General features: G+C 61.5%; 19 protein-coding genes. 16 read left to right on the top strand and 3 right to left on the bottom strand.

The genetic code is table 11. The features are described 5' to 3' along the window. Positions 1-55 precede the first annotated feature (55 nt). The 3 genes from ACYP2A_RS01955 to ACYP2A_RS01945 all read right to left on the bottom strand — a co-directional run bounded on the left by ACYP2A_RS01955 (position 56) and on the right by ACYP2A_RS01945 (position 3452). A complete protein-coding gene (locus ACYP2A_RS01955; protein ID WP_459742270.1) occupies positions 56-700 on the bottom strand; it encodes an OmpA/MotB family protein in 645 nt (214 codons plus the stop codon). Beyond that, positions 697-1941 carry a hypothetical protein gene (locus ACYP2A_RS01950; protein WP_459742269.1) on the bottom strand — a complete coding sequence of 415 codons (1245 nt, stop codon included), beginning with the start codon at positions 1939-1941 and terminating at the stop codon, positions 697-699. Before ACYP2A_RS01950 ends, ACYP2A_RS01955 begins: the two co-directional genes overlap by 4 nt. Before the next feature lie 209 nt (positions 1942-2150). Beyond that, positions 2151-3452 (bottom strand): Nramp family divalent metal transporter, encoded by a 1302-nt coding sequence (locus ACYP2A_RS01945; protein WP_459742266.1) that lies wholly within the window; start codon positions 3450-3452, stop codon positions 2151-2153. 544 nt (positions 3453-3996) lie between these two features. On the opposite strand from ACYP2A_RS01945, the gene tssA reads away from it, so the two are divergent. From tssA to ACYP2A_RS01865, 16 genes are read left to right on the top strand one after another with little or no spacing between them, the layout of a single operon-like run. Next, positions 3997-5550: a type VI secretion system protein TssA gene (gene tssA / locus ACYP2A_RS01940; RefSeq protein ID WP_459742265.1), complete on the top strand. Its 1554-nt coding sequence runs from the start codon at positions 3997-3999 to the stop codon at positions 5548-5550. A gap of 32 nt (positions 5551-5582) precedes the next feature. Beyond that, positions 5583-6089 (top strand): type VI secretion system contractile sheath small subunit, encoded by a 507-nt coding sequence (gene tssB / locus ACYP2A_RS01935; protein ID WP_459742263.1) that lies wholly within the window; start codon positions 5583-5585, stop codon positions 6087-6089. Between the two features lie 25 nt (positions 6090-6114). Next, positions 6115-7590 (top strand): type VI secretion system contractile sheath large subunit, encoded by a 1476-nt coding sequence (gene tssC / locus ACYP2A_RS01930; protein ID WP_459742261.1) that lies wholly within the window; start codon positions 6115-6117, stop codon positions 7588-7590. Between the two features lie 13 nt (positions 7591-7603). Continuing rightward, a complete protein-coding gene (tssE, locus tag ACYP2A_RS01925; protein ID WP_459742259.1) occupies positions 7604-8014 on the top strand; it encodes a type VI secretion system baseplate subunit TssE in 411 nt (136 codons plus the stop codon). Between the two features lie 32 nt (positions 8015-8046). Then, positions 8047-9858, top strand: coding sequence for a type VI secretion system baseplate subunit TssF (tssF, locus tag ACYP2A_RS01920; RefSeq protein WP_459742257.1), 1812 nt, complete (start codon positions 8047-8049; stop codon positions 9856-9858). After that, positions 9822-10829: a type VI secretion system baseplate subunit TssG gene (gene tssG / locus ACYP2A_RS01915; protein WP_459742255.1), complete on the top strand. Its 1008-nt coding sequence runs from the start codon at positions 9822-9824 to the stop codon at positions 10827-10829. The genes tssF and tssG overlap by 37 nt, the downstream gene beginning before the upstream one ends. A 13-nt stretch (positions 10830-10842) precedes the next feature. Beyond that, positions 10843-13443, top strand: coding sequence for a type VI secretion system ATPase TssH (tssH, locus tag ACYP2A_RS01910; RefSeq protein ID WP_459742253.1), 2601 nt, complete (start codon positions 10843-10845; stop codon positions 13441-13443). A gap of 1 nt (position 13444) precedes the next feature. Then, positions 13445-14947, top strand: a complete 1503-nt coding sequence (locus tag ACYP2A_RS01905; RefSeq protein ID WP_459742251.1) for a sigma 54-interacting transcriptional regulator — start codon at positions 13445-13447, stop codon at positions 14945-14947. 41 nt (positions 14948-14988) lie between these two features. Beyond that, positions 14989-15129, top strand: coding sequence for a type VI secretion protein (locus ACYP2A_RS01900; protein ID WP_459742250.1), 141 nt, complete (start codon positions 14989-14991; stop codon positions 15127-15129). Between the two features lie 14 nt (positions 15130-15143). After that, positions 15144-16340, top strand: a complete 1197-nt coding sequence (tagH, locus tag ACYP2A_RS01895; RefSeq protein WP_459742248.1) for a type VI secretion system-associated FHA domain protein TagH — start codon at positions 15144-15146, stop codon at positions 16338-16340. Positions 16341-16345: 5 nt separating this feature from the next. Then, positions 16346-16849, top strand: coding sequence for a type VI secretion system lipoprotein TssJ (tssJ, locus tag ACYP2A_RS01890; RefSeq protein ID WP_459742246.1), 504 nt, complete (start codon positions 16346-16348; stop codon positions 16847-16849). Next, positions 16846-18177, top strand: a complete 1332-nt coding sequence (gene tssK, locus ACYP2A_RS01885) for a type VI secretion system baseplate subunit TssK (RefSeq protein ID WP_459742244.1) — start codon at positions 16846-16848, stop codon at positions 18175-18177. The genes tssJ and tssK overlap by 4 nt, the downstream gene beginning before the upstream one ends. Positions 18178-18182: 5 nt before the next feature. After that, a complete protein-coding gene (icmH, locus tag ACYP2A_RS01880; RefSeq protein ID WP_459742242.1) occupies positions 18183-19052 on the top strand; it encodes a type IVB secretion system protein IcmH/DotU in 870 nt (289 codons plus the stop codon). 10 nt (positions 19053-19062) lie between these two features. Next, positions 19063-22560 carry a type VI secretion system membrane subunit TssM gene (gene tssM / locus ACYP2A_RS01875; RefSeq protein WP_459742240.1) on the top strand — a complete coding sequence of 1166 codons (3498 nt, stop codon included), beginning with the start codon at positions 19063-19065 and terminating at the stop codon, positions 22558-22560. Next, entirely contained in the window at positions 22560-23228 is a 669-nt protein-coding gene (locus ACYP2A_RS01870; RefSeq protein ID WP_459742238.1) for a PP2C family protein-serine/threonine phosphatase, read from the top strand. The genes tssM and ACYP2A_RS01870 overlap by 1 nt, the downstream gene beginning before the upstream one ends. After that, positions 23165-24100 carry a serine/threonine-protein kinase gene (locus tag ACYP2A_RS01865; protein WP_459742294.1) on the top strand — a complete coding sequence of 312 codons (936 nt, stop codon included), beginning with the start codon at positions 23165-23167 and terminating at the stop codon, positions 24098-24100. Before ACYP2A_RS01870 ends, ACYP2A_RS01865 begins: the two co-directional genes overlap by 64 nt. Positions 24101-24151: the final 51 nt, after the last annotated feature.

Genomic DNA, 24151 nt, shown 5'->3' with positions numbered 1-24151 from the left:
TGTTGTGCCCTTCGCTGCTAAAGCAGCTCCTACAAGCGTATTATCGCTGCGCCGCTTACATCGATTTGGCCATCACCAGTTGAATCTCGACTCGCCGGTTCAATGCACTGCCCGGATCGATCCCGGGCTTGGGCCGTGAGTCGCCGTAGCCGGCTACCACCACGCGCATGGCCTGTTGTGCATCGAGCGTCTGCACCAGCAGCTTGCGCGCTTCGCGGGCACGAGCCGCCGACAGCGTGTAGTTGTCGTCGTACACCGTGCAAAAGCGCGCAAAGTCGGTCACCGGGCGCGCCACCGGCAGGTTATCGGTATGGCCCTCGACCAGTACCTGCGCTTGCGCCGAGTCATGAATGAATGCGCCGATCCGTACACTCAGTTTGCCCAGCACCGTGCGGGTGGCCGGGGTGATGCAGGCACTGCCACGGGCGAAGGCGTCATCGGGCAAGGTCAGGCGGCGGTTGGCAATATCGATCTCGACCAGTGTGGCTTCGCCAGTGCGCTCAAGATCGGCTTTCATCTCCGTCAGCAAGGCATTCAAGCCTTGGCTGCGCGCAGCTTCAGTGGCCTGTTGCTCGGCTTTGGTGGCAGCTTCACCCACCTTGTTCTGCAACACCGAGACCACCAGCATGAGCATGATCACCGCCATGACCCCGGCCATCAGGTCCGAAATCGACACCCACTCATTGGGTTTGTCTTTCATGCCTGATCACGCAGGTCAAGCGTTTCGACCTGGCCCGCGAGCCCATCCACGGAACCTGCAATCGCATCGGTCGATTCCTGCAACTGTGCCGTCGCTGCGCTCCACCGTTGCACCACCTGCTCGGTGCGTTCATCGAGGTTGGCCAGTGAGCGGTTGCCGTCGCCGGCCAGGGTGCCGAGTGCGGCCAACTGCTTGATCAGAATGCCGTGATGCCCCTGGGCCTGTTGCGCCAGTTGCCGTTCCAGGTTCTGCAGTTCATCCAGCTGCGCGGTGGCACGTTCGGCGCGGTGATCGAGGCTGTCCAGCGACAGATTGCTTTCTTCGGTAAGGGTGGCCAGCGTCGCCAGATGACTGATCAGCAGATCATGTTGTTCCAGCGCCTGCGGGTTCTGTTGCCCGGCCAGCACGGTGAGTTGTTCAAGCTGCTGCGCGCTGGTCTGCGCATGCCGATCGAGGCTGGCCAGGCAATGATTGCCTTCGCCAATCTGATTGCTCAACGCGGTGAACTGCTCGACCAGCACCTCTTGCTGACCTTGCGCCTGTTTGGCCATCTGCACATTCAACAGTTTGAGGCCCTTGAACTCATTGGCCAGCAACTGCGATTGTGCGTTGATGGCCTGCACCATGCGCTCACCGACCTGCTCCAGCGTATTGCGCGTCTGCCGGTCACGGGCGTCGCTGTACTCGCGCAGCACCGTGCGGTTGTGGTCCATGGCCTTCTTCATTTGCCGCACGCACCAGTCGGTACGGCGGCTGTCGGCGGACCAGCGCGACGCTTCCCAGAGCTTGAGCACGATGAAGGCGATGATGCCCCAGGTCGAGGTTTTGAACTTCGAGCCCAGGTCTTTCATCATCCCGGTCAACTGCGACAGCGAATCGCTCATCGCATTGAGCGAGTCGGCGCTGCCTTGCAGTACGCCGGAGGCCTTGTCCAGCGCCATGCCCAGGCCGAGAAAGGTGCCCAGCAGGCCGAAAATCAGCAGCAGCCCCGGCATATTGCCGACGATGCGCTCGGGCAACGAGGCCAGGGCGTGGCTCAGCTCACTGATCGAGCCGTGCTCCAGATCGAGTGCGCTTTTATGGGCACCGCCTTGCCAGTTACGCTCCCAGGTGGAAATACGGCCACACAGTTCGGCGCTGATCAGGGATACCAGCATGCCGCCCACGATCAGGGTGAAAAAGGTCAACTCCAGCGCGCTGTCCGCTGACGGCACCAGAAAGTGAATGAATTCTCCGCTCATGCGGCCACCTTGCTCTGCTCGGGTGTGTGGGTGATACGTCCCATGACCTGCGCTCCTGTGCTGAATGGCAAATAGCCTGCGTGCGGAAGGGGCACGTTGCGCAATTGAAAGGCTAACCAGACAGTATCGGACGCTGAGGCGGGATCTTTAGCGAAAACACCCCGCGTGCGGGGTGTTTTAGGCAGTGGACGGGCGTGTATCGGTACGGCTTAGCCCACCAGTTCGCTGCCCAACTGGTACGCAACCCAGATCGCCAGGCCGGTGGCGAAGGTCAGGGCGATATTTTCGAACCAGTTATTGCGATACTCCTTGCTCAGCAGCGACTTCTGGTTGGACATGATCAGCAAGCCCAGCGAGATGATCGGCAGGCCCACGATGTTCAGTGCATTGACGCCCAGGGTCAGGGTCACGAAGTCCGGCATGCCCGGCAGCGACCAGACAATCGGTGTCACCAGAATGAACAGCATGAACCACTTGTGCATCGGGTCCTTGTGAAACTCCTTGCCATACTTTTCGCGGCGCTCGGGGCGGATATGCTGGAACGCATCGGTGATCAGCATCGGAAAGGCCGTGGTCTTGCCGGCAATACTGGCAAACAGGGTGGCGAACACACCGACGAAGAAGATGTACCAACCGGCCGCACCGAAGAACAGCTCCAGCGCCTGGCCCAGATCGCCCAGGGTACGCACCTGCAAACCGTTTGGACGCAGAATCTCCACGCCGACCACCCAGATCGCCAGGTTGATGACGATACCGACGAATACCGCAAACAGCAGGTCGTTACGCTGCATGCGCTTGTGCTCCGGTCCGGTCCAGCCTTTCTCGCGCATTACATACGGGTGCACGAAATTGGCGATGGACCCGGCCACTGCACCAATCACTGAAACGGCCACCAGCAGCGCACCGTGTACGCCCTGGTCCGGCGGAATGCTGAAGCCGATGGTGCCTTTGACGATGCCGCCCAGATCCGGCCCGGACATGATCGCCAGCGCCATGAAGGCCAGGGTCATGATCGCCAGAAGGACTTTCATCACACCCTCGATCATGCTGTAGATATTGCGCCCCACCAGCAGCCACACGGCAATCACCACCAGCAGCGAGCACAACAGCGGCTGATTGACATGCACCAGCATGGCCAGCGCTTCGCCAGCGCCCTTGATCATGTAGGCGTTGATCAGGTGGCCCATCAGCAAGGCATAACCGAGCATGAACCAGGCAAAGAACGGATGCAGTTGCGCATAGCCCTGCAGGATGGTCATGCCCTGGTTATTGCACAACTGGAAGCGGGCAATGATGTTGACGATCAGGAAACGCAACAGCAGCGAGACCGCCAGTACCCACATCATGGCGTAGCCATAGTTGGCACCCGCCACCGACGAGGTGATCAAGTCGCCGGCACCCAACCATGACAGTACGGCAATGATGCCCGGGCCCAACAGTTTAGTGAGGCGTCTGAAGCGGGGTTGTGCAACGGCAGCGTTTTTATCTGCGACAGATTGGCTATTTTCCATGGCGGAAGTCTCCGTTTGTTTTTGTAATCGGATGCGGGATTAGTCAAGCACAACATAGGATGTCGTACAACATGGCGGGTTCCATGGTGCCAAGACACAAGGCGCGAGTGAGTGGAGGAAGCTGTCTGTATCGGGAATTTTATGAGGCGTGAGAGAAAGGACCGTTTGTCGGTTGTACGATCTGACTGTCTTGGCCAGGCACGGTGAGATGATGACGATTGAGCTTGAACCGATGATGTAAACGCGTTTATTAAAAGTGAAAAGATGTAAGGGTATCTGTGGAGCTATTGATGAATATTCCTACAATCTTTGGAGGTTATGGGGTATTGAGTTTGCGTTGATTATATGTACTTTTTTGCTTTTGTTGTTTTCTGATGGGTAGATGACATGAATTAAATTGTTTTATTTTTTTGCAGTTGAATGATTTCTATGGTTTTTTTGCTTGCGTAACTCTTGGTTACGTATAAGTTGTCTGGAGTTTGGGTGATCGATATATCCTGCGCGGCGTTGGTTATGTCCTACGTTAGTTGCTGCAGGGTTGTGGATGTCTCATCTAATAAAGTTGTCAGATCGTTACCTGGAAGTAGCTCAATGTGCCATCAGTGATAAGCACTTCACGGGTGAGGACGTGCGCTTTTCCAGTGAGTACGAAGCGCTCGAGCAAGAGCTGGTCAAGGGCCATTCCCTGCATGCAAGCAGCCCTGTCGACTGGCTCAAGGTCCTGCACGGCAGCGAAGCACTGCTGCGCAGCCAGTCCAAGGACCTGCGCGTGGCCGGCTGGATGGCCTGGGCGTTGTACCAGCGCGAATCCTTTGCCGGCCTGGTCGCCGGGCTGGGAGCGATCCTGCATTTATGCACCCGTCATTGGGCCGCACTGCATCCGCACAAGGCCCGCACCCGGATAGCGGCCATCGACTGGTTGCTGTCGCGCATGGAGCCGGTGCTCAACGAAAACATCGCTATCAAGGATCAGCTCGCCCTGTTTCGCCGCCTGCTGCAACAGCTTGAAGCACTGGACAAGGTCTTCAGCGAGCATTTGGACGATAACGCCCCCTTGCTGCTGCCGCTGTGCCGACGCCTGGCCAACATGATCCGCCGTGCGCAGGACGACTCGCCGCAACCCGGTGTGGTGGAGGCGGTGGCCAATCAGGTGCGCCAGGTGGCCAGCCAGTTGCTGGCGCCGGTCGCCGTGATCGACAACGACAAGGATGCCCGGAAAGCCCTGCGCCTGTTACAGGACAGTGCCCGGCCATTGTGCGTCTGGTGGCTCAAGCAACAGGCCACCGACCTGCGTGCCCTGTGCCTGAACCGGGCACTGCTGTGGCTGCCGATTGAAGTCTTGCCTGAACGCAATGCCGAGCGCATCACAGCCTTGCGCGGCCTGCCGGCCGACAAACTGAAAAACTATCAAGAGCGCTTTATGGCGGGCCATTACGCCGACCTGCTGGTCGAGCTGGACGCCAGCCTGGCTCGTGCGCCGTTCTGGTTCGACGGCCAGCGCATGGTCTGGGATTGCCTGCAGCAGCTTGGCGCAGAGCAGGCCATGCGCGAGGTCGAGTTTCACTTTGCGCTGTTATTGCAACGCCTGCCGACCCTGATCGAACTGCGCTTTCACGATGGTACACCCTTCGCCGACCCCGCTACCCGAGCCTGGATCACCCGCCATGTATTGACCCATCTGCAAGCACCGGCCAGCGCGCCGGTTGCGGCGACCGGGGCAGTGCCGGTCTGGGAACAGGCTCTGCAAGCGGTCATGCCAATCCTGCTCAAGGACGGGCTGAAGGCTGCGGTGCAGCAGTTCAGGCCGGGTCTGGACAGCGCACAGGGCGGGCGCAACCGGTTTTTCTGGCAGTTAAGCCTGGCCCGACTGTGTTTCGAGGCCAGGCAATACGAACTTGCCCGTATCCAGCTTGAAAGCCTCGATCAGGTGCTTCAGCAAACGGGCCTGCAGGCCTGGGAGCCGGATCTGCTGCTGCAAGTGCTGCGCCTGATGCATGGCTGTTGCGAGTTGCTGCCGCAAAACCACGCGGTGCGTGAACGCAAGGAAGAGATTTATCGCAGGTTGTGCCATCTCGATCTTGAGGTGGTACTCGAATAGGCCCAAGGGCCATCAGTACAGGAAAAAACACCATGGCCAAAGACGGCTCGGTAGCTCCCAAGGAACGCATCAATGTCACTTTCAAGCCCGCCACGGGCGGTGCCCAGGAAGAAGTAGAGTTGCCGCTCAAGCTGCTGGCAATCGGTGATTACACCCGCCGGGCAGACGAGCGAAAGGTCGAAGACCGCAAGCCTATCGGCATCGACAAGAACACCTTCGATGAAGTTCTGGCCAAGCAGGAACTGAGCATGACCCTCAGCGTGCCGAACCGGCTGCAGGACGGCAGCCCGAATGAAGAGCTGGCCATCGCTCTGCGCTTCAACTCAATGAAAGACTTCAACCCGGCCAGCCTGGTCGAGCAGGTGCCCGAGCTCAAGAAGCTTATGGAACTGCGTGACGCGCTGATGGCCCTCAAAGGGCCGCTGGGCAATGCACCGGCCTTTCGCAAGGCCATCGAGGGGGCGCTGGCCGACGACCAGTCCCGTGCCCAGGTCTTGAGTGAGTTGGGCCTGACCGCCGCTGCGTCCACCGACGCCTGAGCCATCTGCAGAGGAAAACCATTCCATGAGCACCCAAGCCGCAAGCCAGAATCGCCCTGATCATAGCCATGGCAGTATTCTGGACAGCATCATTGCCCAGACCCGCCTGAACCCCGAAGACGAAGCCTACGGTATTGCCCGACGTGGCGTGTCGGCGTTCATCGAAGAACTGCTCAAACCGCATAACAGTGCAGAGCCGGTCAAGAAAGCCCTGGTCGATCGCATGATCGCCGAGATCGACGCCAGGCTCAGCCAGCAAATGGACGAGGTCCTGCATCACCCGGACTTCCAGGCCCTGGAGTCGGCATGGCGCGGCCTGAAGCTTTTGGTCGAGCGCACCGATTTTCGCGAAAACATCAAGATCGAGATACTCAACGTTTCGCGCGACGACCTGCTCGACGACTTCGAGGATTCGCCCGAAGTCATGCAGTCGGGCCTCTACAAACATATCTACACCGCTGAATACGGCCAGTTTGGTGGCCAGCCGGTCGGGGCGATCATCGCCAACTACTACCTCTCGCCGAGTGCCCCGGACGTCAAGCTGATGCAGTACGTGGCCAGCGTCTCGTGCATGTCCCACGCGCCGTTTATCGCCGCCGCATCGCCCGGATTCTTTGGCCTTGAAAGCTTCACCGGGCTGCCCGATCTCAAGGACCTGAAGGATCACTTCGATGGCCCGCAATTTGCCAAATGGCAAAGCCTGCGCCAGTCCGAAGATGCCCGTTATCTGGCCCTGACCCTGCCGCGCTTTTTGCTGCGAACCCCATACGACCCCGAAGAAAACCCGGTCAAGTCCTTTGTCTACAAAGAGAACGTCGCCAGCAGCCACGAGCACTACCTGTGGGGTAATACCGCGTATGCCTTCGCCACCCGCCTGACCGAGAGTTTTGCCAGGTTCCGCTGGTGTCCCAACATTATCGGCCCGCAAAGCGGCGGTGCACTCGAAGACCTGCCGTTGCACCATTTCCAGAGCATGGGCGAGATCGAGACCAAGATTCCTACCGAAGTGCTGGTTTCTGACCGGCGTGAATACGAGCTGGCCGAAGAGGGTTTCATTTCCCTGACCATGCGCAAGGGCAGCGACAACGCCGCGTTCTTCTCGGCAAGCTCGGTGCAAAAGCCCAAACTCTTCGGCAACAGCAGCGAGGGCAAGACCGCCGAGCTCAATTACAAGCTCGGCACCCAGTTGCCCTACATGATGATCGTCAACCGCCTGGCGCATTACCTCAAGGTCTTGCAGCGCGAGCAGCTGGGCTCCTGGAAAGAGCGCACTGACCTGGAGCTGGAACTCAACAAGTGGATTCGCCAGTACATCGCCGACCAGGAAAACCCCAGCGCCGAAGTACGGGGCCGCCGTCCGCTGCGCGCCGCGCAGATTCTGGTCAGTGATGTCGAAGGCGAGCCTGGCTGGTATCGGGTAAGCCTCAATGTGCGCCCGCATTTCAAGTACATGGGCGCCGACTTCACCCTGTCGCTGGTTGGCAAGCTGGATAAAGAGTGAGGGCCGCACGCTCATGACCGGGTACGGCAGTCTTTTTGAACGCCTGGCGGGCGAAACCGACCGCCGCGCCGGCCTCAGCCGTGAGGCCGGCGCCCTGCGCTCGGTGACCAGCCATCTGTCACAGATGCTTGGCACCCGTGCCGGCAGCGCGCAGATCCAGGCCGACTATGGATTGCCGGACCTCAATGACCTGCGCATGAGTCTGCACGATGCCTTGAGTCAGGCGCGCGAGGCCATCGAGCGTTTCATCATCGCCTTCGAACCGCGCCTGTCCGGGGTGCGGGTCGTGGCGCTGCCACGCGATCACGATCCGCTGCGACTGGCTTTCAGTATCGAAGGGCTGTTGCAGGTGCCGGGCGTGCGCTGCCAGGTGAGGTTGCGCGCCAGCCTCGATGGCGGTGGCCGGGTACGAATCGAGTCATGAAGCCCTCGCGCTTTCACCCATAGGGAAATGCTGTGTCTTTCAATCATTACTACCAAAGCGAGCTGAGTGCGCTGCGCCAGCTGGGGCAGCGCTTTGCCGAGCGTAATCCGGCCATGGCGCCCTATCTGGGCCAGACAGGCCACGATCCGGATGTCGAGCGCCTGCTTGAAGGCTTCGCCTTTCTGACCGGGCGGTTGCGTCAGAAGCTCGATGACGAGTTGCCCGAGCTGACCCACTCGCTCATGCACTTGCTGTGGCCCAACTACATGCGGCCATTGCCCTCGTTCAGCATCGTGCAGTTCGAGCCGCTGCAACAGGCCGGTCCCGCGCAATGTGTGGCGCGTGACACACCCATGGAAAGCCGTCCGGTGGATGAGGTGCGCTGCCGCTTTCGCACCTGCTACGACACCGATTTGTTGCCGCTTGAACTGCATGCACTGAATTTTTCGGTCAAGGGCGAAGGCGCTTTGCTCAGCCTGCACCTGCAGATGAATTGCACGGGGCACTTCGGCCAATTGAGCCTGCAACGCTTGCGCCTGCATTTGGCCGGCGAGCGCTACATCAGTCAGATGCTGTACCTGAGCCTGTTGCGCCATCTGGTTGATGTCGTCGTGGTGCCGTTGGGTGAAGACGGCACGCCACTGTCCGATGACGCTGGCGAGGCATTGGTGCTCAAGCTGAGCGCGCAGAAAGTACAGCCGGTGGGTTTTGCCGAAGATCAGGCATTGATTCCGTACCCGCTCAACACCTTTCGTGGCTATCGCTTCGTGCAGGAATACTTTGCCTTTCAGGACAAGTTTCTGTTTCTCGACATCGACGGCCTGCAGGTGCTGAACAGCCTGCCGGAGGCGGTGCTGAGCAGCATGCGCGGGGTTGAGTTGCGTTTCGATCTTCGCAGCAAAGAGATCCAGCGCCTGCGCCCGACGCTGGACAACGTCAAACTGTACTGCACGCCCATCGTCAACCTGTTCAGGCAGGACGCGATACCGATCCGGGTCGATGGTCGTCAGGACGAATACCTGCTGCTATCCGGCAACCAAGGCCCTGAAGGCTGCGCGGTGTTTTCGGTAGACGCGGTGAGTGGCTGGAATTCCACAGGCCTTGGCCATCGCAACTATGTGCCGTTCGAGTCCTTCGAGCACGATCCCAGCTTCGATATCGCCGACAGTCAGCCGCATTACAGCCTGCGCCAGCGACCTTCGCTGGTGCATGACGGGCTGGACACCTGGATGAGCTTTGGCGGTGTCGACCACCAGCCTGGCGAAACGGCTGACGACAACGCCAGCGACACCCTGTCGCTGGAACTGACCTGCACCAACCAGAACCTGCCGCGCCGCTTGCAGGTCGGTGAAATCGACCAGTCCTGCGAGGGCACACCGGAGTTCGCCAGGTTTCGCAATATCGTGCCGGCCACTGCCAGCCATGCGCCGCCGCTGAACCGTGGGTTTCTCTGGAAGCTGATCAGCAACATGTCGCTCAACTATTTGTCGCTGGCCAATGTCGAGGCGCTCAAGGTCATTCTGGAAACCTACGACTTGCCGCGCTACCACGACCCGCACGCCGAAAAAGTCAGCAAGCGCCTGCTTGGCGGCTTGCAGTCGGTGCGACATGAGCAGGTCGACCGGCTGCACCGCGGCTTGCCACTGCGCGGTGTGTGCACGGTGCTGGGTATCGACGCGCGCCACTTCAACGGTGACGGCGACCTGTTCCTGTTTGGCTCGGTCCTCAACGAATTCTTCGCACTCTACGCCAGCCTCAATTCCTACCACGAACTGCGGGCCGAAACTACACAGGGAGACGTCTACCGATGGACGCCACGCATGGGCCAGCAACCCCTGCTTTGAGCAGGCTGGCCAGCACCATTCGCGAGCACTCGCTGTTCCAGGCCGTGCGTCTGGTCATCGAGCGGTTGCGCACCCGGCATCCTGAACTGGATGACGAAACACTTTATGAGCTGCTGGAATTTCAGGTCAACCCGAGCCTGGGCTTCCCGGGCAGCGATGTCGACCGGGTGGAGTTTTTCGAAGAGCACGGCCAGTTGCGCGCCCGCTTGCGTCTTAACCTGATCGGTCTGGCGGGTGCCAGCTCGCCGTTGCCGGCATTCTATGCCGAACAGGCACTGGGCGACAGTGAGGAGGGCAACCCGACACGGATCTTTCTCGACCTTTTCCATCATCGTTTGCAACGTCTGCTGCTGCCCATCTGGTCGCGCTATCGCTACCAGGCCAGTTTCAAAAAGGGTGCACTGGACCGCTTTTCCGGGCAGCTGTTTGCCCTGATCGGCCTGGGTGGCGAGACCATCCGCCAGTCGCAGTCACTGAACTGGAAGCGCTTGCTGCCCTATCTGGGCCTGCTCAGCCTGCGTGCCCATTCGGCGGCGCTGATCGAAGCGGTGCTGCGTTACTACTTCAAGCATGCACGGCTGTACATCGAGCAATGCGTTGCTCGGCGCGTGACGATTATCGACGAGCAACGCAACCGTCTGGGGCTGGGCAACAGCCAGTTGGGCGAGGACCTGGTGCTGGGCGCGCGGGTTCACGATTGCAGCGGCAAATTCCGCATTCATGTCTGCCAGCTGGACTGGCAGCGCTTCCACGACTTTTTACCCATCGGCTCGGGTTACCAACCGTTGTGCGCGCTGGTGCGCTTCACCTTGCGCGACCCGCTCGATTACGACCTGCGCCTGGAACTTCGCCATGAAGACATTCGCGACCTGCGCATCGGCGCGGCCAACGAATGTCGTCTGGGCTGGACCACCTGGCTGGGCCGCGAACGGGCCGACGGCCTGGTGACATTGGGCAGCAAGATTCATTAAAGGGTGTACACGCATGATCAATCTGGATTTGCAAAAACTCATTCAGGCGCTGGACGCCGACACCCGCCGCGACCTTGAGTCGTGTGCCGAGCGCTGCGTGATTCGTGGCGCCAGCCAGGTGCTGGTAGAGGATTTACTGCTGTGCCTGCTGGAGCGTCCCGAAGGCTTGCTTGAACGCGGGCTGCGCGACGCCGGGATTGACCCTGGTCAGCTTCGTAACACCCTGCAACCGCTGGGTGGGCAGAGCACTTCACGTAACCCGGTGTTCGCCCAGGAACTGGTGCAATGGCTGCAGGAAGCACTGTTGGCGGCCAACCTCGACCTGGGCCAGGCCTGGGTGGGGGAGGCTGCCTTGCTGCTGGCCTTGCTGCGTAACCCGCTGGGCCATGCCGGCAGCCGCTACCAGCCCTTGCTGGCACAGATGAACATCGAACGCCTCAAGGACTTTGCCCTGTCGCGGCACAGGGACCCCGCAGCGTCACCGCCTGCACGCGGCGATGAGTCGATGTTGCTGCGCTTCACCCACGACCTCACTGAACAGGCCCGCGCAGGCCGCATTGACCCGGTATTGTGCCGCGACAGTGAAATCGGCCAGATGATCGACATCCTTGCCCGGCGCCGCAAGAACAACCCCATCGTGGTCGGCGAGGCCGGGGTCGGCAAGACCGCCTTGGTCGAGGGTCTGGCCCTGCGTATTGCCGCCGGCGAGGTGCCGCCAGTGCTGAAGGATGTGCGCGTGTTGAGCCTGGACCTTGGCCTGTTGCAGGCCGGTGCCAGCGTCAAGGGCGAGTTCGAGCGGCGCCTGACGGGTGTCATCGACGAGGTCAAGGCCGCGCCACAGCCGGTGATTCTGTTTATCGATGAGGCCCACACCTTGATCGGCGCCGGCGGCAATACCGGTGGTTCGGATGCGGCCAACCTGCTCAAGCCGGCGCTGGCCCGTGGTGAACTGCGTACCATCGCGGCGACCACCTGGGCCGAGTACAAGAAATACTTCGAGAAAGACGCGGCCCTGGCACGGCGTTTCCAGCCGGTGCAGGTGCATGAGCCCAGCGTGACACAGGCCGTGACCATTCTGCGTGGCCTGTCGCAGGTCTACGAGCAAAGCCACGGCATTTATGTGCGCGATGATGCCTTGGTGGCGGCCGCTGAACTGTCGGCCCGTTACTTGTCCGGCCGCCAGTTGCCCGACAAGGCCGTCGATGTACTCGACACCGCCTGTGCGCGGGTGCGTATCAGTCTGGCCAGCGCGCCGCAGAGCCTGGAGCGATTGCGTGGCGAACGTGTCGAAGGTCATCGTCAGTTACAGGCCTTGAGTCGTGACGAACAATCGGGCCTGAGCATCGACACCGGCGTCATGGCGGCGTTGCAGGCGCGTCTGATCGATGTCGAACGCGAGCTCGACACCCTGGAGACCGAATGGCACATCCAGCGTGCTCTGGCCGAGCGCCTGCTTGAACTGCGCACTCAACTGGCGCAGTTGCGCCCCTCGCAGATGCTTGAGCCAGAGACTGTGCCAGTACTGGATGTGGTCAGTCTTGAGGCCGAGTCAAGCGAAACCCGGCGTGCCCTGGAGCAAGCCCAGGCGGTGCAGCGGCTGGTCAGTTTTGAAGTTTGCCCACGGCTGGTGGCCGAAGTGGTTGCGGCGTGGACCGGTGTGCCGGTGGCGCAACTGGCCCGCGAGCACAGCAGCCGGATAATCAGCTTCGCCACTGACCTGCAAGCGCGTATTCGAGGTCAACAGCAGGCGGTGCAGGCCCTGGATCGGGCAGTACGCGCGGCGGCGGCCGGGCTCAATCGCGCCGATGCCCCGGTCGGGGTGTTTCTGCTGGTCGGACCCAGCGGGGTAGGCAAGACCGAAACCGCACGGGTACTGGCCGACCTGTTGTATGGCGGCGAGCGCTTTCTGACCACCATCAACATGTCCGAGTTTCAGGAAAAGCACAGCCTGTCGAGGTTGATCGGTTCGCCGCCGGGTTATGTAGGTTATGGCGAAGGCGGCATGCTGACCGAGGCCGTCAGGCAGAAGCCTTATTCGGTGGTGCTGCTCGATGAGGTCGAAAAAGCCGACCCGGATGTGCTGAACCTGTTCTATCAGGTCTTCGACAAGGGCATCGCCAATGATGGCGAAGGGCGCGAAATCGACTTTCGTAACACCTTGATCGTGCTGACATCCAACCTGGCCAGCGAGCAGATCGAGACCCTGTGCGCCCAGGGGGCACGACCCGAACCGCAGGAGCTCGAAGCGTACATACGACCCTTGTTGAGCCGGCATTTTCGTCCGGCACTGCTGGCGCGCATGCAGGTGGTGCCGTACTACCCGGTCAGCGGGCCGGTATTGGCAGAGCTGGTGACCCTCAAGCTAGAACGCCTGCGCGAGCGGCTGCGTCTGCGCCAATTGACGCTCAGCTATGCACCGCCACTGGTCGAACACCTGGCCGACAGTTGCCAGCAGAGCCCGGGTGGCGCGCGCTTTATCGACCATCTCCTGGACAACCAATTGATGCCGCAACTGGTCGACCGCTTGCTCGATGCCATGGCCACGGGTGAGTCGTTCGACACGGTTCACGTTAGTCTTGACGATCAGGCCCGTGTCGTCTGCGGGTTTGCTTGATATGCACACTTTTGCCGAGCAAGCCGATGCATTACTGGCCCATTGCGTGCTACTGGCGCGTGGCAGCAGCAAAAAGACCCTGTGTGACGACTTGCTGCGTGCAGCGGTGGCCGTCAGTGGCTGTGACCTGGCGCAAGTGTATTTGCTCGACGTGCCCGGTTGCGGCCTTTACATGGCGGCCCAAATGCTGACTGGCGGCTATACCCTTCTTGAAAAACCGGGACACTCGCTGAACGATCATGAGCGCCCGTTGCTGCAGTTTGTGCTGCAGCAAAACCGTCCTTTGAGCCTGACAGACCTGGATTCTGCGCTGCACGACACAGGCTTTTTGCCCGACGCGGCGCAGCCCTGGCAATCGCTGCTGTGCGTGCCGCTGCACAACAGCGGTTTGCGCGTAACGGGTTTGCTGCTGTGTGCCACCCACCAGCGCCGCGAACTTCAGGCGCTGGCCGGGCCGCTGGAGCAATTGGGCGCCTTGATGCTGGCACGCCTGGACCTGCTGCAACACGGGCGGGCACCGAGTGAGACGCTGGCGGCTGGCGGTGCATTGCCAGCAGTTCAAGGCTATGGACTGATCGGTTGCAGCCCGGCCATCGAGCAAACCCGCCAGTTGATCGGCAAGGTGCGCAACAGTGCTTGCACGGTGCTGCTCGAAGGTGAAACCGGTACTGGCAAAGAAGTCGTGGCGCGGGCCATCCATGATCATGGGCCACGGCAGGGTCGGCCATTTGTGGTGCAAAACTGCGCCGCCTTCCCGGAAACCCTGCTGGAGAGCGAGCTGTTCGGTTACCGTAAAGGTGCTTTTACCGGTGCGGTCAGAGACCGTGCCGGGCTGTTCGATACCGCCAACGGCGGCACCCTGTTGCTCGACGAAATCGGTGACATGCCGATGGTGTTGCAGGCCAAGCTGCTGCGGGTGTTGCAGGAAGGTGAAATTCGTCCGCTGGGCGCTAACACCGCGCACCGTATCGATGTGCGAATCATCGCCGCGACCCACCGTGACCTGCGCAAGCGGGTCAGCACCGGGCGTTTTCGTGAAGACCTGTATTACCGGCTGGCGCAGTTTCCCATGCACTTGCCGGCTTTGCGTCACCGCGAAGGCGACATCGCGCACCTGGCCCGGCACTTTGCCGCCCAGGCCAGTGCCGGCCTGCAGCGCCCGCCCGCACAGTGGTCGGCCGGCGCGCTCTCCTACCTGAGTGGCTTGGGACTGCCTGGCAATGTCCGCGAACTCAAGGCGCTGGTCGAGCGTGCCGTGCTGCTGTGCGAAGGCCTGCAATTGCGGGTCGAGCATTTTACCCGTCACCCCGGCGCACTACCGGCGCCAGGTTCGACCGTCCTGCGCGAACGCATGGAGCAGGTCGAGCGTGCCTTGCTGATAGAAAGCCTCAACAACAACGGCGGTAACCGCACCCTGACAGCCCGCGAACTAGGGGTGGCCCGGCGCACGCTGCTGTATCGCTTGCAACGCCTGAACATTCAGGCAGGCCAAGGCTGCGGCTAGCGGTGCTGCCCCTCATTTTTCTTTAAAAGGAATCCCCCCCGATGTCTGTACGCCATTGGCACGCGGCACTGTTGCTCCTGGCCGTTTTTGCAGGCCTGGCCGGCTGTAGCGGCAATTACACCTTCGACGACAACGAGTATCGCCCTCTGGGTGATGCCCAGGCACTCAAACGCGGCCTGTAAGCCCAAGGAGCAGCATGCAACTGATTCTGGAAATTCGTGACCCCAGGCAGCGCGAGTGGGTAAAAACCCCCGGCAAGCGCTTCGTCGAGCACGGCGGAGTGATTGGTCGTCATCAGGCGTGCGACTGGGTACTGGCCGATCCGCAATGTCATGTGTCGAAGCACCATGCGCTGATCAGTTACGAGGACGGCAGGTTTTTGCTGACCGATACCAGCCGTAACGGGACGCACGATGGCCTGACTGGCGAGCGCTTGCCCAAGGGCGTGGCGCAACCGATCGAGCACGGCAGTTGCTGGCTGTTCGGTCACCTGCGTGTTCATGCCAGGCTGGAGCGCGCACTGCAGCGCTTCGACGTACCGCTGGGCGAGCCAGCGGCGGCCGGTAGCGTGATTCCCGACAACGCCTTTCTTGAACTCGGCCCGCTCGAAGCATTACTGGAAGGCGAACCCGACTTGCTGAGCAGCCTGCTGGCGACCAATACGGCGCGCCTGCCAGCGCCGCCTTCGGCCCTTGACGGTGCCGGTATCGACACGGAAAACCTGACCGTACCGCGGCTGATCGCTGAAGCGCCCGCCGTGGCCGAGTTGCCGACAACGGCGCAAATCGGCACGCCCGACGAAGCGTTCTGGCAGGGCTTTGCCGCCGCCCTGGGTGTGCCATTCGAGGATCTGGCACCGGCTGAGCGCGAGCCACTGGCTCTCAGTGCAGCGGCGCTGTTACGCCAGAGCCTGGAAGGCTTGCAGCACAGTTTGCGCATTCGCAGCGAGCTGAAAAACGAGCTGCGTCTGGGCATGAGCGACGCCTTTACAGGAGGCCAAAACCCTCTCAAGCACGATCTGGACGGTGCCGGCTTGCTGGCATTGCTGCGCCGCCAGGGCTCGGCCGGGCAACCTGATGCTGCGCAAGCGGCGGTCAGCCAGGCCATACACACCCTGCAAGCGCATCAGGTGGCGTTGCTCAACGCCAGCCGCACGGTCTTGCGCAGTGCTCTGGAGCAGGTCGCGCCGCAACGCATGATCGAGCGGATGGAGCGTGATAACCCCTCGTGGCTGACCACCGATGGCCGCCGCTGGCGCGCTTATGTGCGTCATCACCAGAGACTGTGCCGCGACGATGACTGGACCGAACGGCTGTTGGCACGCGATTTCGCCCGAGCCTACGCCGAACAGGTTCGCCTGATCAGCCCTCTTCAAACCCCACTTCAGGGATGACCCGCATGCCCCGTTTCATAAACCTGCGGTCGCCGCTGATAGTCGTCTGCGCCGCGTTGCTGATGCTGGTCGGCTGCTCCGCGCTGTCGCCGTATTCCAGCCTGACCAAGCTGGACCTGACTCTGACCGCCAGCGACCGGCTCAACCCGGACCTGCACGGCCGTCCTTCGCCGATCGTAGTGCGCCTGTTCGAGCTGCGCCACCCGGTGGCGTTCGAGACCGCCGATTTCTTCAGCCTTTACGAGCGTGCCCGCGACACCCTGACCCCGGACCTGATTGTCAGCGAAGAACTGGAACTGCGCCCCGGTGAAAGCCGAACGCTCAAGCTCAGTGTCGGGCAGGGCCGCTATGTCGGTGTACTGGCGGCCTATCGCGACCTCAACGAGACGCGCTGGCGGCATGTGCTGAGCGTCGACAGCGGTGAGCGCACGCACCTCGACCTGACCCTGGACCAGGACGGTATTCGCCCAAGCCGCACGTCGCTGGCCGGTGAGGAGGGCACGCGATGAACGCGCACAAGGTTATATGGCAAGAAGGCATGTTGCTGCGCCCTCAACATTTGCAGCATAACGACCGCTACTACGACCACCAGCTCAAGACCCGAACCCTGATGCTCGGGGGGCATCAGTGGGGCTTTGTCAGCCTGGAAATCGACGAGCAGTTTCTTAACATGGGCAAGCTGGTGATCAGCCTGGCGCGTGGCGTGTTGCCCGACGGCAGTCTGTTCGATCTGGCGGGCAGAGCAGAGCCCTTGAGCCTGGATGTGCCGCCCAACACCACCAACACCGCGGTGTACCTGGCCTTGCCGCTGGTGACCGGCAACCATATCGAGGCCCGGCGCCCTGATCAGGCCGAGGTGCTGGCGCGCTACACGGTGTACCAGACCGAGGTGGCCGACTCCAATGCCGGTGAAGACGCCAGCAGCCAGGTCAATTGCGCCCGGCCCGACCTGCGCCTGATGTTGGGTGAACAATCGGGGGATCAGGCCTGGGTCAGGCTCAAATTGTGCCAGGTGCAGGAAACCAGTGCCGGCGGGGCCATTACCCTGGCAGCGGAGTTCGTGCCGAGCTTTGTGCACGTCAAATCCTGTGTCTGGATGCTCTCGTGCCTCAAGGAGGTCATCAGCCTGCTGGCGCATCGCGGCGACACCATTGCCGGTCGGATTCGCTCCAGCGGTACGGTGGGCAGCGCGCAGATCGGTGATTTCATGATGTTGCAACTGATCAATCGCAACGAGTTGCTGTTGCGCCACTGCCTGGGCCAGGAGCAGGTCCACCCCGAGGCGTTGTATCGTCTGTTGCTGGGCCTGCTGGGTGAACTGGCAACCTTCGCCAGTGACAGCAAACGTCCCGGTTTGACCTGTGTTTACCAGCACAACGACCAGGGTGCGAGCTTGCGGCCGTTGATGGATGCGATCCGCCAGGTGCTGTCGATGGTGCTTGAGCAGCATGCCATCGAGTTGCCGCTGGAACTGCGTCAGTACGGCGTGCGGGTGGCGACGCTGCATGACCACACGCTGCTGGCGTCCTGCAGTTTCGTGCTGGCGGTCAGTGCCCACTGCGATGCCGAAGAGCTGCGCCAGCGTTTGCCGGCCCACCTGAAGGCGGGCGCCGTGGAACACATTCGCGATCTGGTCAACCTGCACCTGCCGGGTATCCGCCTCAAACCCTTGCCCGTGGCGCCCCGGCAGATCCCGTTCCACGCCAACAAAACCTATTTCATTCTGGAACCTGCGGCCGACGATTTGGCGGTGCTTGAGCGTTCTGGCGGTTTTGCTTTCCACCTGGCCGGCGATTTCGCAGGGCTGGAACTGACCTTCTGGGCGATCAGGAACTGAACGACATGAGCAAACAAGATCTTCAACCCCAGGACGACCTGACCGTCCTGCTCGACCATGCAGGTGCGGGCCCGGCCCAGGCGCCGCTGACCGATGCCAGTGATTCACCGCGTTTTGGCCTGATCGAAGAGCGCATGGTGTATGCCGCCCGGGTGCCGCGCACGCAACACTTCAGCCTGAGCCTGAATGTGCTGGTAGCTGCCGCATCACCGTTGTTGTCGAGCCTTCGGCAGATCAAATACCAGTCAGACGGGCAGACCATCGACACGCTCAACAGACAGTTGTGCGAGCAGGTTCGCCAATTCGAGCACCAGGCCCTGCGCGGCGGTATCGACAGCGATCAGGTCGGTATCGCGCGTTATGTGCTGTGCACCGTGCTCGATGAAACGGTGGTGACCACCTCTTGGGGGGAGCAGAGCAACTGGGCGAAAAACAGTTTGCTGAGTCACTTTCACAACGAAACCTTTGGTGGCGAGAAGGTCTTCAGCCTGCTTGAGCAACTGTCGAAAAATCCGGTGCGGCATTTATCGCTTCTGGAGCTGATCTACCTGTGCCTGGCACTGGGTTTCGAAGGCAAGCATCGGCGCGGCAAGCACGGTTCTGCGGAGCTTGAAGCGATTCGCGATGCGCTGTACCGACAAATTCGTCAGTTGCGCGGCGACCCCAGCAGTGAGTTGTCGCCGCGCTGGCAAGGCCTGGACGACCCGCGTCGTGCAGCGCCAAACATAGTGCCTTGGTGGCTGGTGCTGCTGTTTACCCTGGTCGGCCTGACGATGATGTATTCGGGCTTTGCCTGGGTGCTCGGCGAACAGCGCCAGGCCGTTCTGCAACCCTGGCAGCAGCTCGAAACGAGCCTGATCCCGACCCGCTCGTGAGACACCTTCGATGAAAGCATTTTTGACAAAAACCTTATCGCTATTGGGCCAGACCTGGGCCTGGAGCCTGGCACTGGTGCTGGGCGTTGCGGCACTGGTGTGGTGGATCGGGCCGATGCTGGCCATCAACGACCTGCGCCCCTGGGCCGAGGTGGCGGCGCGGCTGACCACCCTCAGCGTGCTGTTTTTGCTATGGGGACTGAGCATGGTCTTTACCGGCTGGCGTGCAAACCGCCAGCAGCAGGACCGCGACAAAAATCCGGATAACCACGCTCAGGCGGAGCATGATCAGCGTCTGGACGCTGAATCCAAAAGCCTGCACACCCGTTTCAATGAAGCGCTGCGCACGCTTGCCACCTCTGGGCTGTATCGCGATCAGCCCCAACGGGTGCGTGAAGAACTGCCTTGGTATTTGCTGATCGGCCCGCCGGGCAGTGGCAAGACCAGCCTGCTGGAGTGCTCGGGCGTGGAGTTTCCGCTCAACCGACCTGACCGGGTATCCCCTGGCACGCACCGGCCCACCGAGCTGTGTGACTGGTATTTTGCCGAGCAAGGGGTCTTGCTCGACACCGCCGGCCGCTATCTGAACCCGCCCGATGCAGCCCCCGACGGGCATGCCTGGACAACTCTGTTAGGCTTGTTGCGCAAACGTCGCCGGACGTTGCCGCTCAACGGTGTGCTGGTCAGCATTCCTGTGCCGTTGCTGCTTGAAGGCAAAGACGTGGAGCGCCTGGCACTGGCCGAGCACCTGCGTAGTCGCCTGCAAGAGCTGAATCGAGTGCTGCATGTTCAGGTGCCGGTGTACCTGATCCTCAGCCAGGCCGACCACCTGCCGGGGTTCGACGCGTTCTTCGATGCCCTGAGCCTTGAGCAGAATCGCCAGGTGCTCGGTGCCAGCTTCAGTCGGGAAAAACCGGCCAGCGAACCCGGTGTCGTTCGTCAGGAGTTCGACGCGCTGCTGCGCCACCTCGACAGCCAGCTCATCGGTCGCCTGCACCAGGAGCGCGACACCGCCAGGCGCAGCCTGATTCTCGATTTTCCGCATCAGTTGGGTATGTCGGGCGAACGTTTATGCCAGATGATCGACACCGTGTTCGATCAGCATCTTTACCAGCGTAGCCCCCTGTTACGCGGCTTTTACCTGACCTCGGTGCCGCATCCCGAGCACCCGCGGGTCAATGCTCAGGCGCAGAGTCCAGAGCAGGCCCGCACGACCCCAGATTTCAATGCGCGTACGCGTTTTATCCACGACCTGTTCAGCAAAGTGATTTTTCCGGAAGCGGGTCTGGTGGACCTGGACCCTCGCGAGCGGCGGCGCATTCACTGGGGCCAGCGCACGCTGTTGGTCGGCGGGCTGGCCACTCTGGTACTGGGTGGTGTGCTGTGGACCAGCGGTTTTTCCGCCAACCATGAGCGCCTGGAAACGCTGCGGACACTGGCCGGCAACTGGCAGCAGCAACACAAGACCCTCCATCCCGGCGATGACGCCATGACCTTGCTCAAGGTGCTGGAGATCAGCGCGCAGGCCAGTCAGGTATTCCCGGCTGCAGGCAAAGTCGCCTGGCACGAGCGCAGCGGGTTGTATCAGGGCACGCTCAGCCAGCCGGTGCTGCGCGAGGTTTATGAGCGTGAACTGCTCACCCACCTGCTGCCCGATGTCGCGCAGTTGCTCGAAGCCCGAATCGCCGCCAGCCTGCATGACCGCCAGGCCTTGCTGGGCAACCTGCGCGCTTACCTGATGCTCAACCTGCAAGCGCGCCGCGATTCGGTGTGGCTTGAAAACTGGCTGGGCGCTGAGTGGTCGCGGTTGTATCCGGGGCATGATCAGGTGCAGAACGACCTGAATCGGCACTTCGAGCAACTGCTGAGCCTGTCGTTCAGCCAGCCGCTCAACGACACGCTGGTGACCCGGGCGCGCCAGACGCTGCGCAGTGAATCGTTGGCAAGCGTGGTCTATCGCACCCTGCGCGAAGAGGCTCGAAGCCTGCCGGATTATCGCCTCAGTCAGCATCTGGGGCCGCAGCGCGAATTATTTGTCGGTGCCGATCAGGCGATTCCGGGGCTATATACCCGCCAGGGTTACCGTCAGTTTTTCTCGGTACAGGGCACGGCCAGGGTCAACGAACTGTTGCGCGACAACTGGGTATTGGGCGAGGGCAGTGAAATCAGCGGTCGCGATCTGCGCCAGTTGCTGGTCGAGCTGGAGCAACTGTACTTTCGTGACTACGCCACTCACTGGAGCGAAGCGGTCGGTCGCCTTGGGCTGATGCCGTTCAGTGATGCCGGCGAAGGCGCCGACCTTGCCGCAGGATTGCTGTCATCCAGCTCGCCGGTGGTGCAGTTGCTGCTGCAGATTCGCGAAAACACCCGTTTTCCGTTACCGCTGGACGCGGTCGAAACAGCCCTTGAGCCCACGGCCGACAAGGCCGCTGTGCCGGGCAAGGCAGCGACCGCGCTGGCCAGTAAAGCCAGCACGGCCATTGCCTTGCCAGACAACGCACGCCGGGCCATGCAACTGCGTTTTGAGCCGCTGCACCGCTTGCTCGATGAAAAAGACATGCCGAGTGCCGACCTGGCTGTGGCCTTGCAAGGCCTGGAGGACGTGCAACAGCAGTTGGCAAGTCTGGCGCGGGCCAGCCAGCCCGAGCAGTTCGCTTTTGACATGGCCAAAGCGCGCATGAGTGGCCAGCGCGATGCCTTGAGCCAGTTACGCAATAGCGCTGCACGCCTGCCACGTCCAGTCAGTGGCTGGTTCAATGTGATGGCCGAAGATGCCTGGCGGCTGGTGCTTGGCAATGCCTATCAGCACCTCAATCAACGCTACCAGAGCGAGTTGCATGGCTTCTATGCCAAGGCTATCGCGCAGCGCTATCCGTTCAACGCACACAGCACCAGCGATGTGGCACTCAACGATTTTCGTGAGTTCTTCAAAAGCCAGGGTGTACTCGAAAGCTTTTTCGAACAACACCTGAAAGCCTTTGTCAGCGGTCATCCGGGCAGCTACCGGCTGCGCAGCATCGATGGTCACAGCCTGCCGATGTCCCGCGTACTGCTTGACCAGATGAGCGCCGCGCAGGTGATACGGCAGGGCTTTTTTGCCGAAGACCCGAGCCAGCCACAGGTGCGCTTCAAGCTCGAACCCTACAGCCTGGACAGCGCTGTCAACCGCGCCGAGTTTCGTCTGGGCGAACGTTTGCTGGAGTATCGCCACGGCCCTATCGTGCCAATGACGTTCACCTGGCCTGATGAAACCGGGCAGGGCGGTGCCAGTCTGGTGGCCGAGCGGCTGGTCGGACGACCGGTCGGCATCGAGAAAAATCTCGGCCCCTGGTCGTTGTTTCGACTGCTGGACCTGATGCAGATCGAACCCCTGAGCGGACGTGATGTGCTGCTGCTCAAAGCTGACCTGGGCGGCCTGCGCGCCAATTACCTGTTGACCAGCCAGCGCATGCCCAACCCGTTCGACGTCAGTGCATTACGCAGCTTTCGCCTGCCGGCGCAGCTATGATGCCGCTTGCCAAGGGGGTGAGCAGCGCTGCGCGCAGCGAGTGTGGCAAGGTGCGTGCGCGCAACGAAGATGCCTTTCTCGACGCCCCGCAGCACGGACTATGGGCGGTGGCCGATGGTATGGGCGGTCATCACGGTGGGCATATCGCCAGCCGCTTGATCGTCGACACGCTGGCCGGGCTGTCGGCCCAACCCTGTCTGGACATGCAACTGGCGCAACTGCGCCAGCATATTCGGGCGCTGAATCGCCGGTTGTGCCTGGAGCTGACCCAAAGCCATGGGCAGCCGCAGCGCATTATCGGCAGCACGCTGGTGGCGCTATTGCTGCAAGGCGAACAAGGCGCCTGTTGCTGGGCAGGCGATAGCCGTTGCTATTTGTGGCGTCGGCAGCGCCTGTATCAATTGACCCGCGACCACTCGCACGCCCATGCGCTGACCCGCGCGGTGGGTGCCCGGCACCTATTGCAACTGGAGCTGCTGCAATGGCGAGTGCAGCCGGGCGACACGTACCTGTTGTGCAGTGACGGTTTGTACCAGGCACTGGACAGTGAGACGCTGGGCCAGGGTTTGAGCCAGCCGACAGTGGCTGCCGCCGTGGCGTTTTTATTCACGCGCGCCTTGCAGGGGCCGGCAGCAGACAACGTCACCGGCGTGGTGGTGCGCTCATGATCCATCTATCCGATAAGCCTCAGGTACTGTGCGGCCGCTATCGGCTGGAGCGGTTGCTCGGGGTGGGCGGCATGGGCCTGGTATGGCGTGCCCGCGATCTGCTGCATGAGCAATATGGCGACCCGGCACCGGATATCGCGATCAAGCTGCTCGGTGAGGACTTCGATCACGTGCCGGATGCGGCCGCTTTGCTGTACGGCGAATTTGCCCTGACTCGTCACCTGCACCATCCCGGTGTGGTGCGCTGCTACAGCTTTGAAGTGGACACCCGGCGTCCATGTGCCTTCATCACCATGGAGCTGATGCATGGTCTCACGCTGGACCATTGGCTCTGCGATTGTCCCACCGGTCTGCCGCTACGGGAGTTGTTCGAGGTGGTGTTGCCCTTGCTGGAAGCCCTGGCCCATAGCCATGCCCGTGGCGTGCTGCACGGCGACCTGAAACCCAGCAACGTCATGCTCAGCGAGACGGGGGTACGCTTGTTCGACTTTGGTCTGGGACACGCGCAACCTGGCGTTCTGCCCGGCCTGCCGCAACTGCGGCGCGACACGTTCAAGGCCTGGACACCGGCCTATGCCGCGCCGGAACTGCATGATGGTGCGCCGCTATCCGAGGCATCGGACCTGTATGCGGCGGCATGCCTGATCTATGAGCTGGCCAGCGGCAAGCACCCGTACGACCGCCTGCCCGGCGATCAGGCCCGGGCAGCGGGGCTTGCGCATTCACTCTGTATTCCCGGCCTGCTGCCACGGCGCTGCTGGCAGGTCTTGCGCCAAGCCTTGTCGTTCGACCCGGCCCTGCGCCCCAGCGCGGTGCAATTACACCGTGCCCTGCAAACCCGGCCCGGCTGGCGTGCTCGTATCAGCTTTTGACTCATCGTATCGATGGGGTCCGGCGCTGTCTTCGCCATAGTGCCGGCCCCA

The organism is Pseudomonas sp. 3A(2025) (assembly GCF_054589175.1).
Note: the sequence above shows the minus strand (reverse complement) of the source record. Positions and strands in the feature narration are given on the sequence as shown.

What these genes read in the sequence shown, in the direction of transcription:
- tssK (WP_459742244.1), top strand. Translation starts at nt 16,846, where the DNA reads ATGAACGCGCACAAGGTTATATGGCAAGAAGGCATGTTGCTGCGCCCT.
- tssM (WP_459742240.1), top strand. Translation starts at nt 19,063, where the DNA reads ATGAAAGCATTTTTGACAAAAACCTTATCGCTATTGGGCCAGACCTGG.
- tagH (WP_459742248.1), top strand. Translation starts at nt 15,144, where the DNA reads ATGCAACTGATTCTGGAAATTCGTGACCCCAGGCAGCGCGAGTGGGTA.
- ACYP2A_RS01870 (WP_459742238.1), top strand. Translation starts at nt 22,560, where the DNA reads ATGCCGCTTGCCAAGGGGGTGAGCAGCGCTGCGCGCAGCGAGTGTGGC.
- ACYP2A_RS01945 (WP_459742266.1), bottom strand. Translation starts at nt 3,452, where the DNA reads ATGGAAAATAGCCAATCTGTCGCAGATAAAAACGCTGCCGTTGCACAA.
- ACYP2A_RS01905 (WP_459742251.1), top strand. Translation starts at nt 13,445, where the DNA reads ATGCACACTTTTGCCGAGCAAGCCGATGCATTACTGGCCCATTGCGTG.
- tssG (WP_459742255.1), top strand. Translation starts at nt 9,822, where the DNA reads ATGGACGCCACGCATGGGCCAGCAACCCCTGCTTTGAGCAGGCTGGCC.
- ACYP2A_RS01955 (WP_459742270.1), bottom strand. Translation starts at nt 700, where the DNA reads ATGAAAGACAAACCCAATGAGTGGGTGTCGATTTCGGACCTGATGGCC.
- ACYP2A_RS01950 (WP_459742269.1), bottom strand. Translation starts at nt 1,941, where the DNA reads ATGAGCGGAGAATTCATTCACTTTCTGGTGCCGTCAGCGGACAGCGCG.
- tssE (WP_459742259.1), top strand. Translation starts at nt 7,604, where the DNA reads ATGACCGGGTACGGCAGTCTTTTTGAACGCCTGGCGGGCGAAACCGAC.
- tssC (WP_459742261.1), top strand. Translation starts at nt 6,115, where the DNA reads ATGAGCACCCAAGCCGCAAGCCAGAATCGCCCTGATCATAGCCATGGC.
- ACYP2A_RS01900 (WP_459742250.1), top strand. Translation starts at nt 14,989, where the DNA reads ATGTCTGTACGCCATTGGCACGCGGCACTGTTGCTCCTGGCCGTTTTT.
- tssH (WP_459742253.1), top strand. Translation starts at nt 10,843, where the DNA reads ATGATCAATCTGGATTTGCAAAAACTCATTCAGGCGCTGGACGCCGAC.
- tssA (WP_459742265.1), top strand. Translation starts at nt 3,997, where the DNA reads ATGTCTCATCTAATAAAGTTGTCAGATCGTTACCTGGAAGTAGCTCAA.
- tssJ (WP_459742246.1), top strand. Translation starts at nt 16,346, where the DNA reads ATGCCCCGTTTCATAAACCTGCGGTCGCCGCTGATAGTCGTCTGCGCC.
- tssB (WP_459742263.1), top strand. Translation starts at nt 5,583, where the DNA reads ATGGCCAAAGACGGCTCGGTAGCTCCCAAGGAACGCATCAATGTCACT.
- icmH (WP_459742242.1), top strand. Translation starts at nt 18,183, where the DNA reads ATGAGCAAACAAGATCTTCAACCCCAGGACGACCTGACCGTCCTGCTC.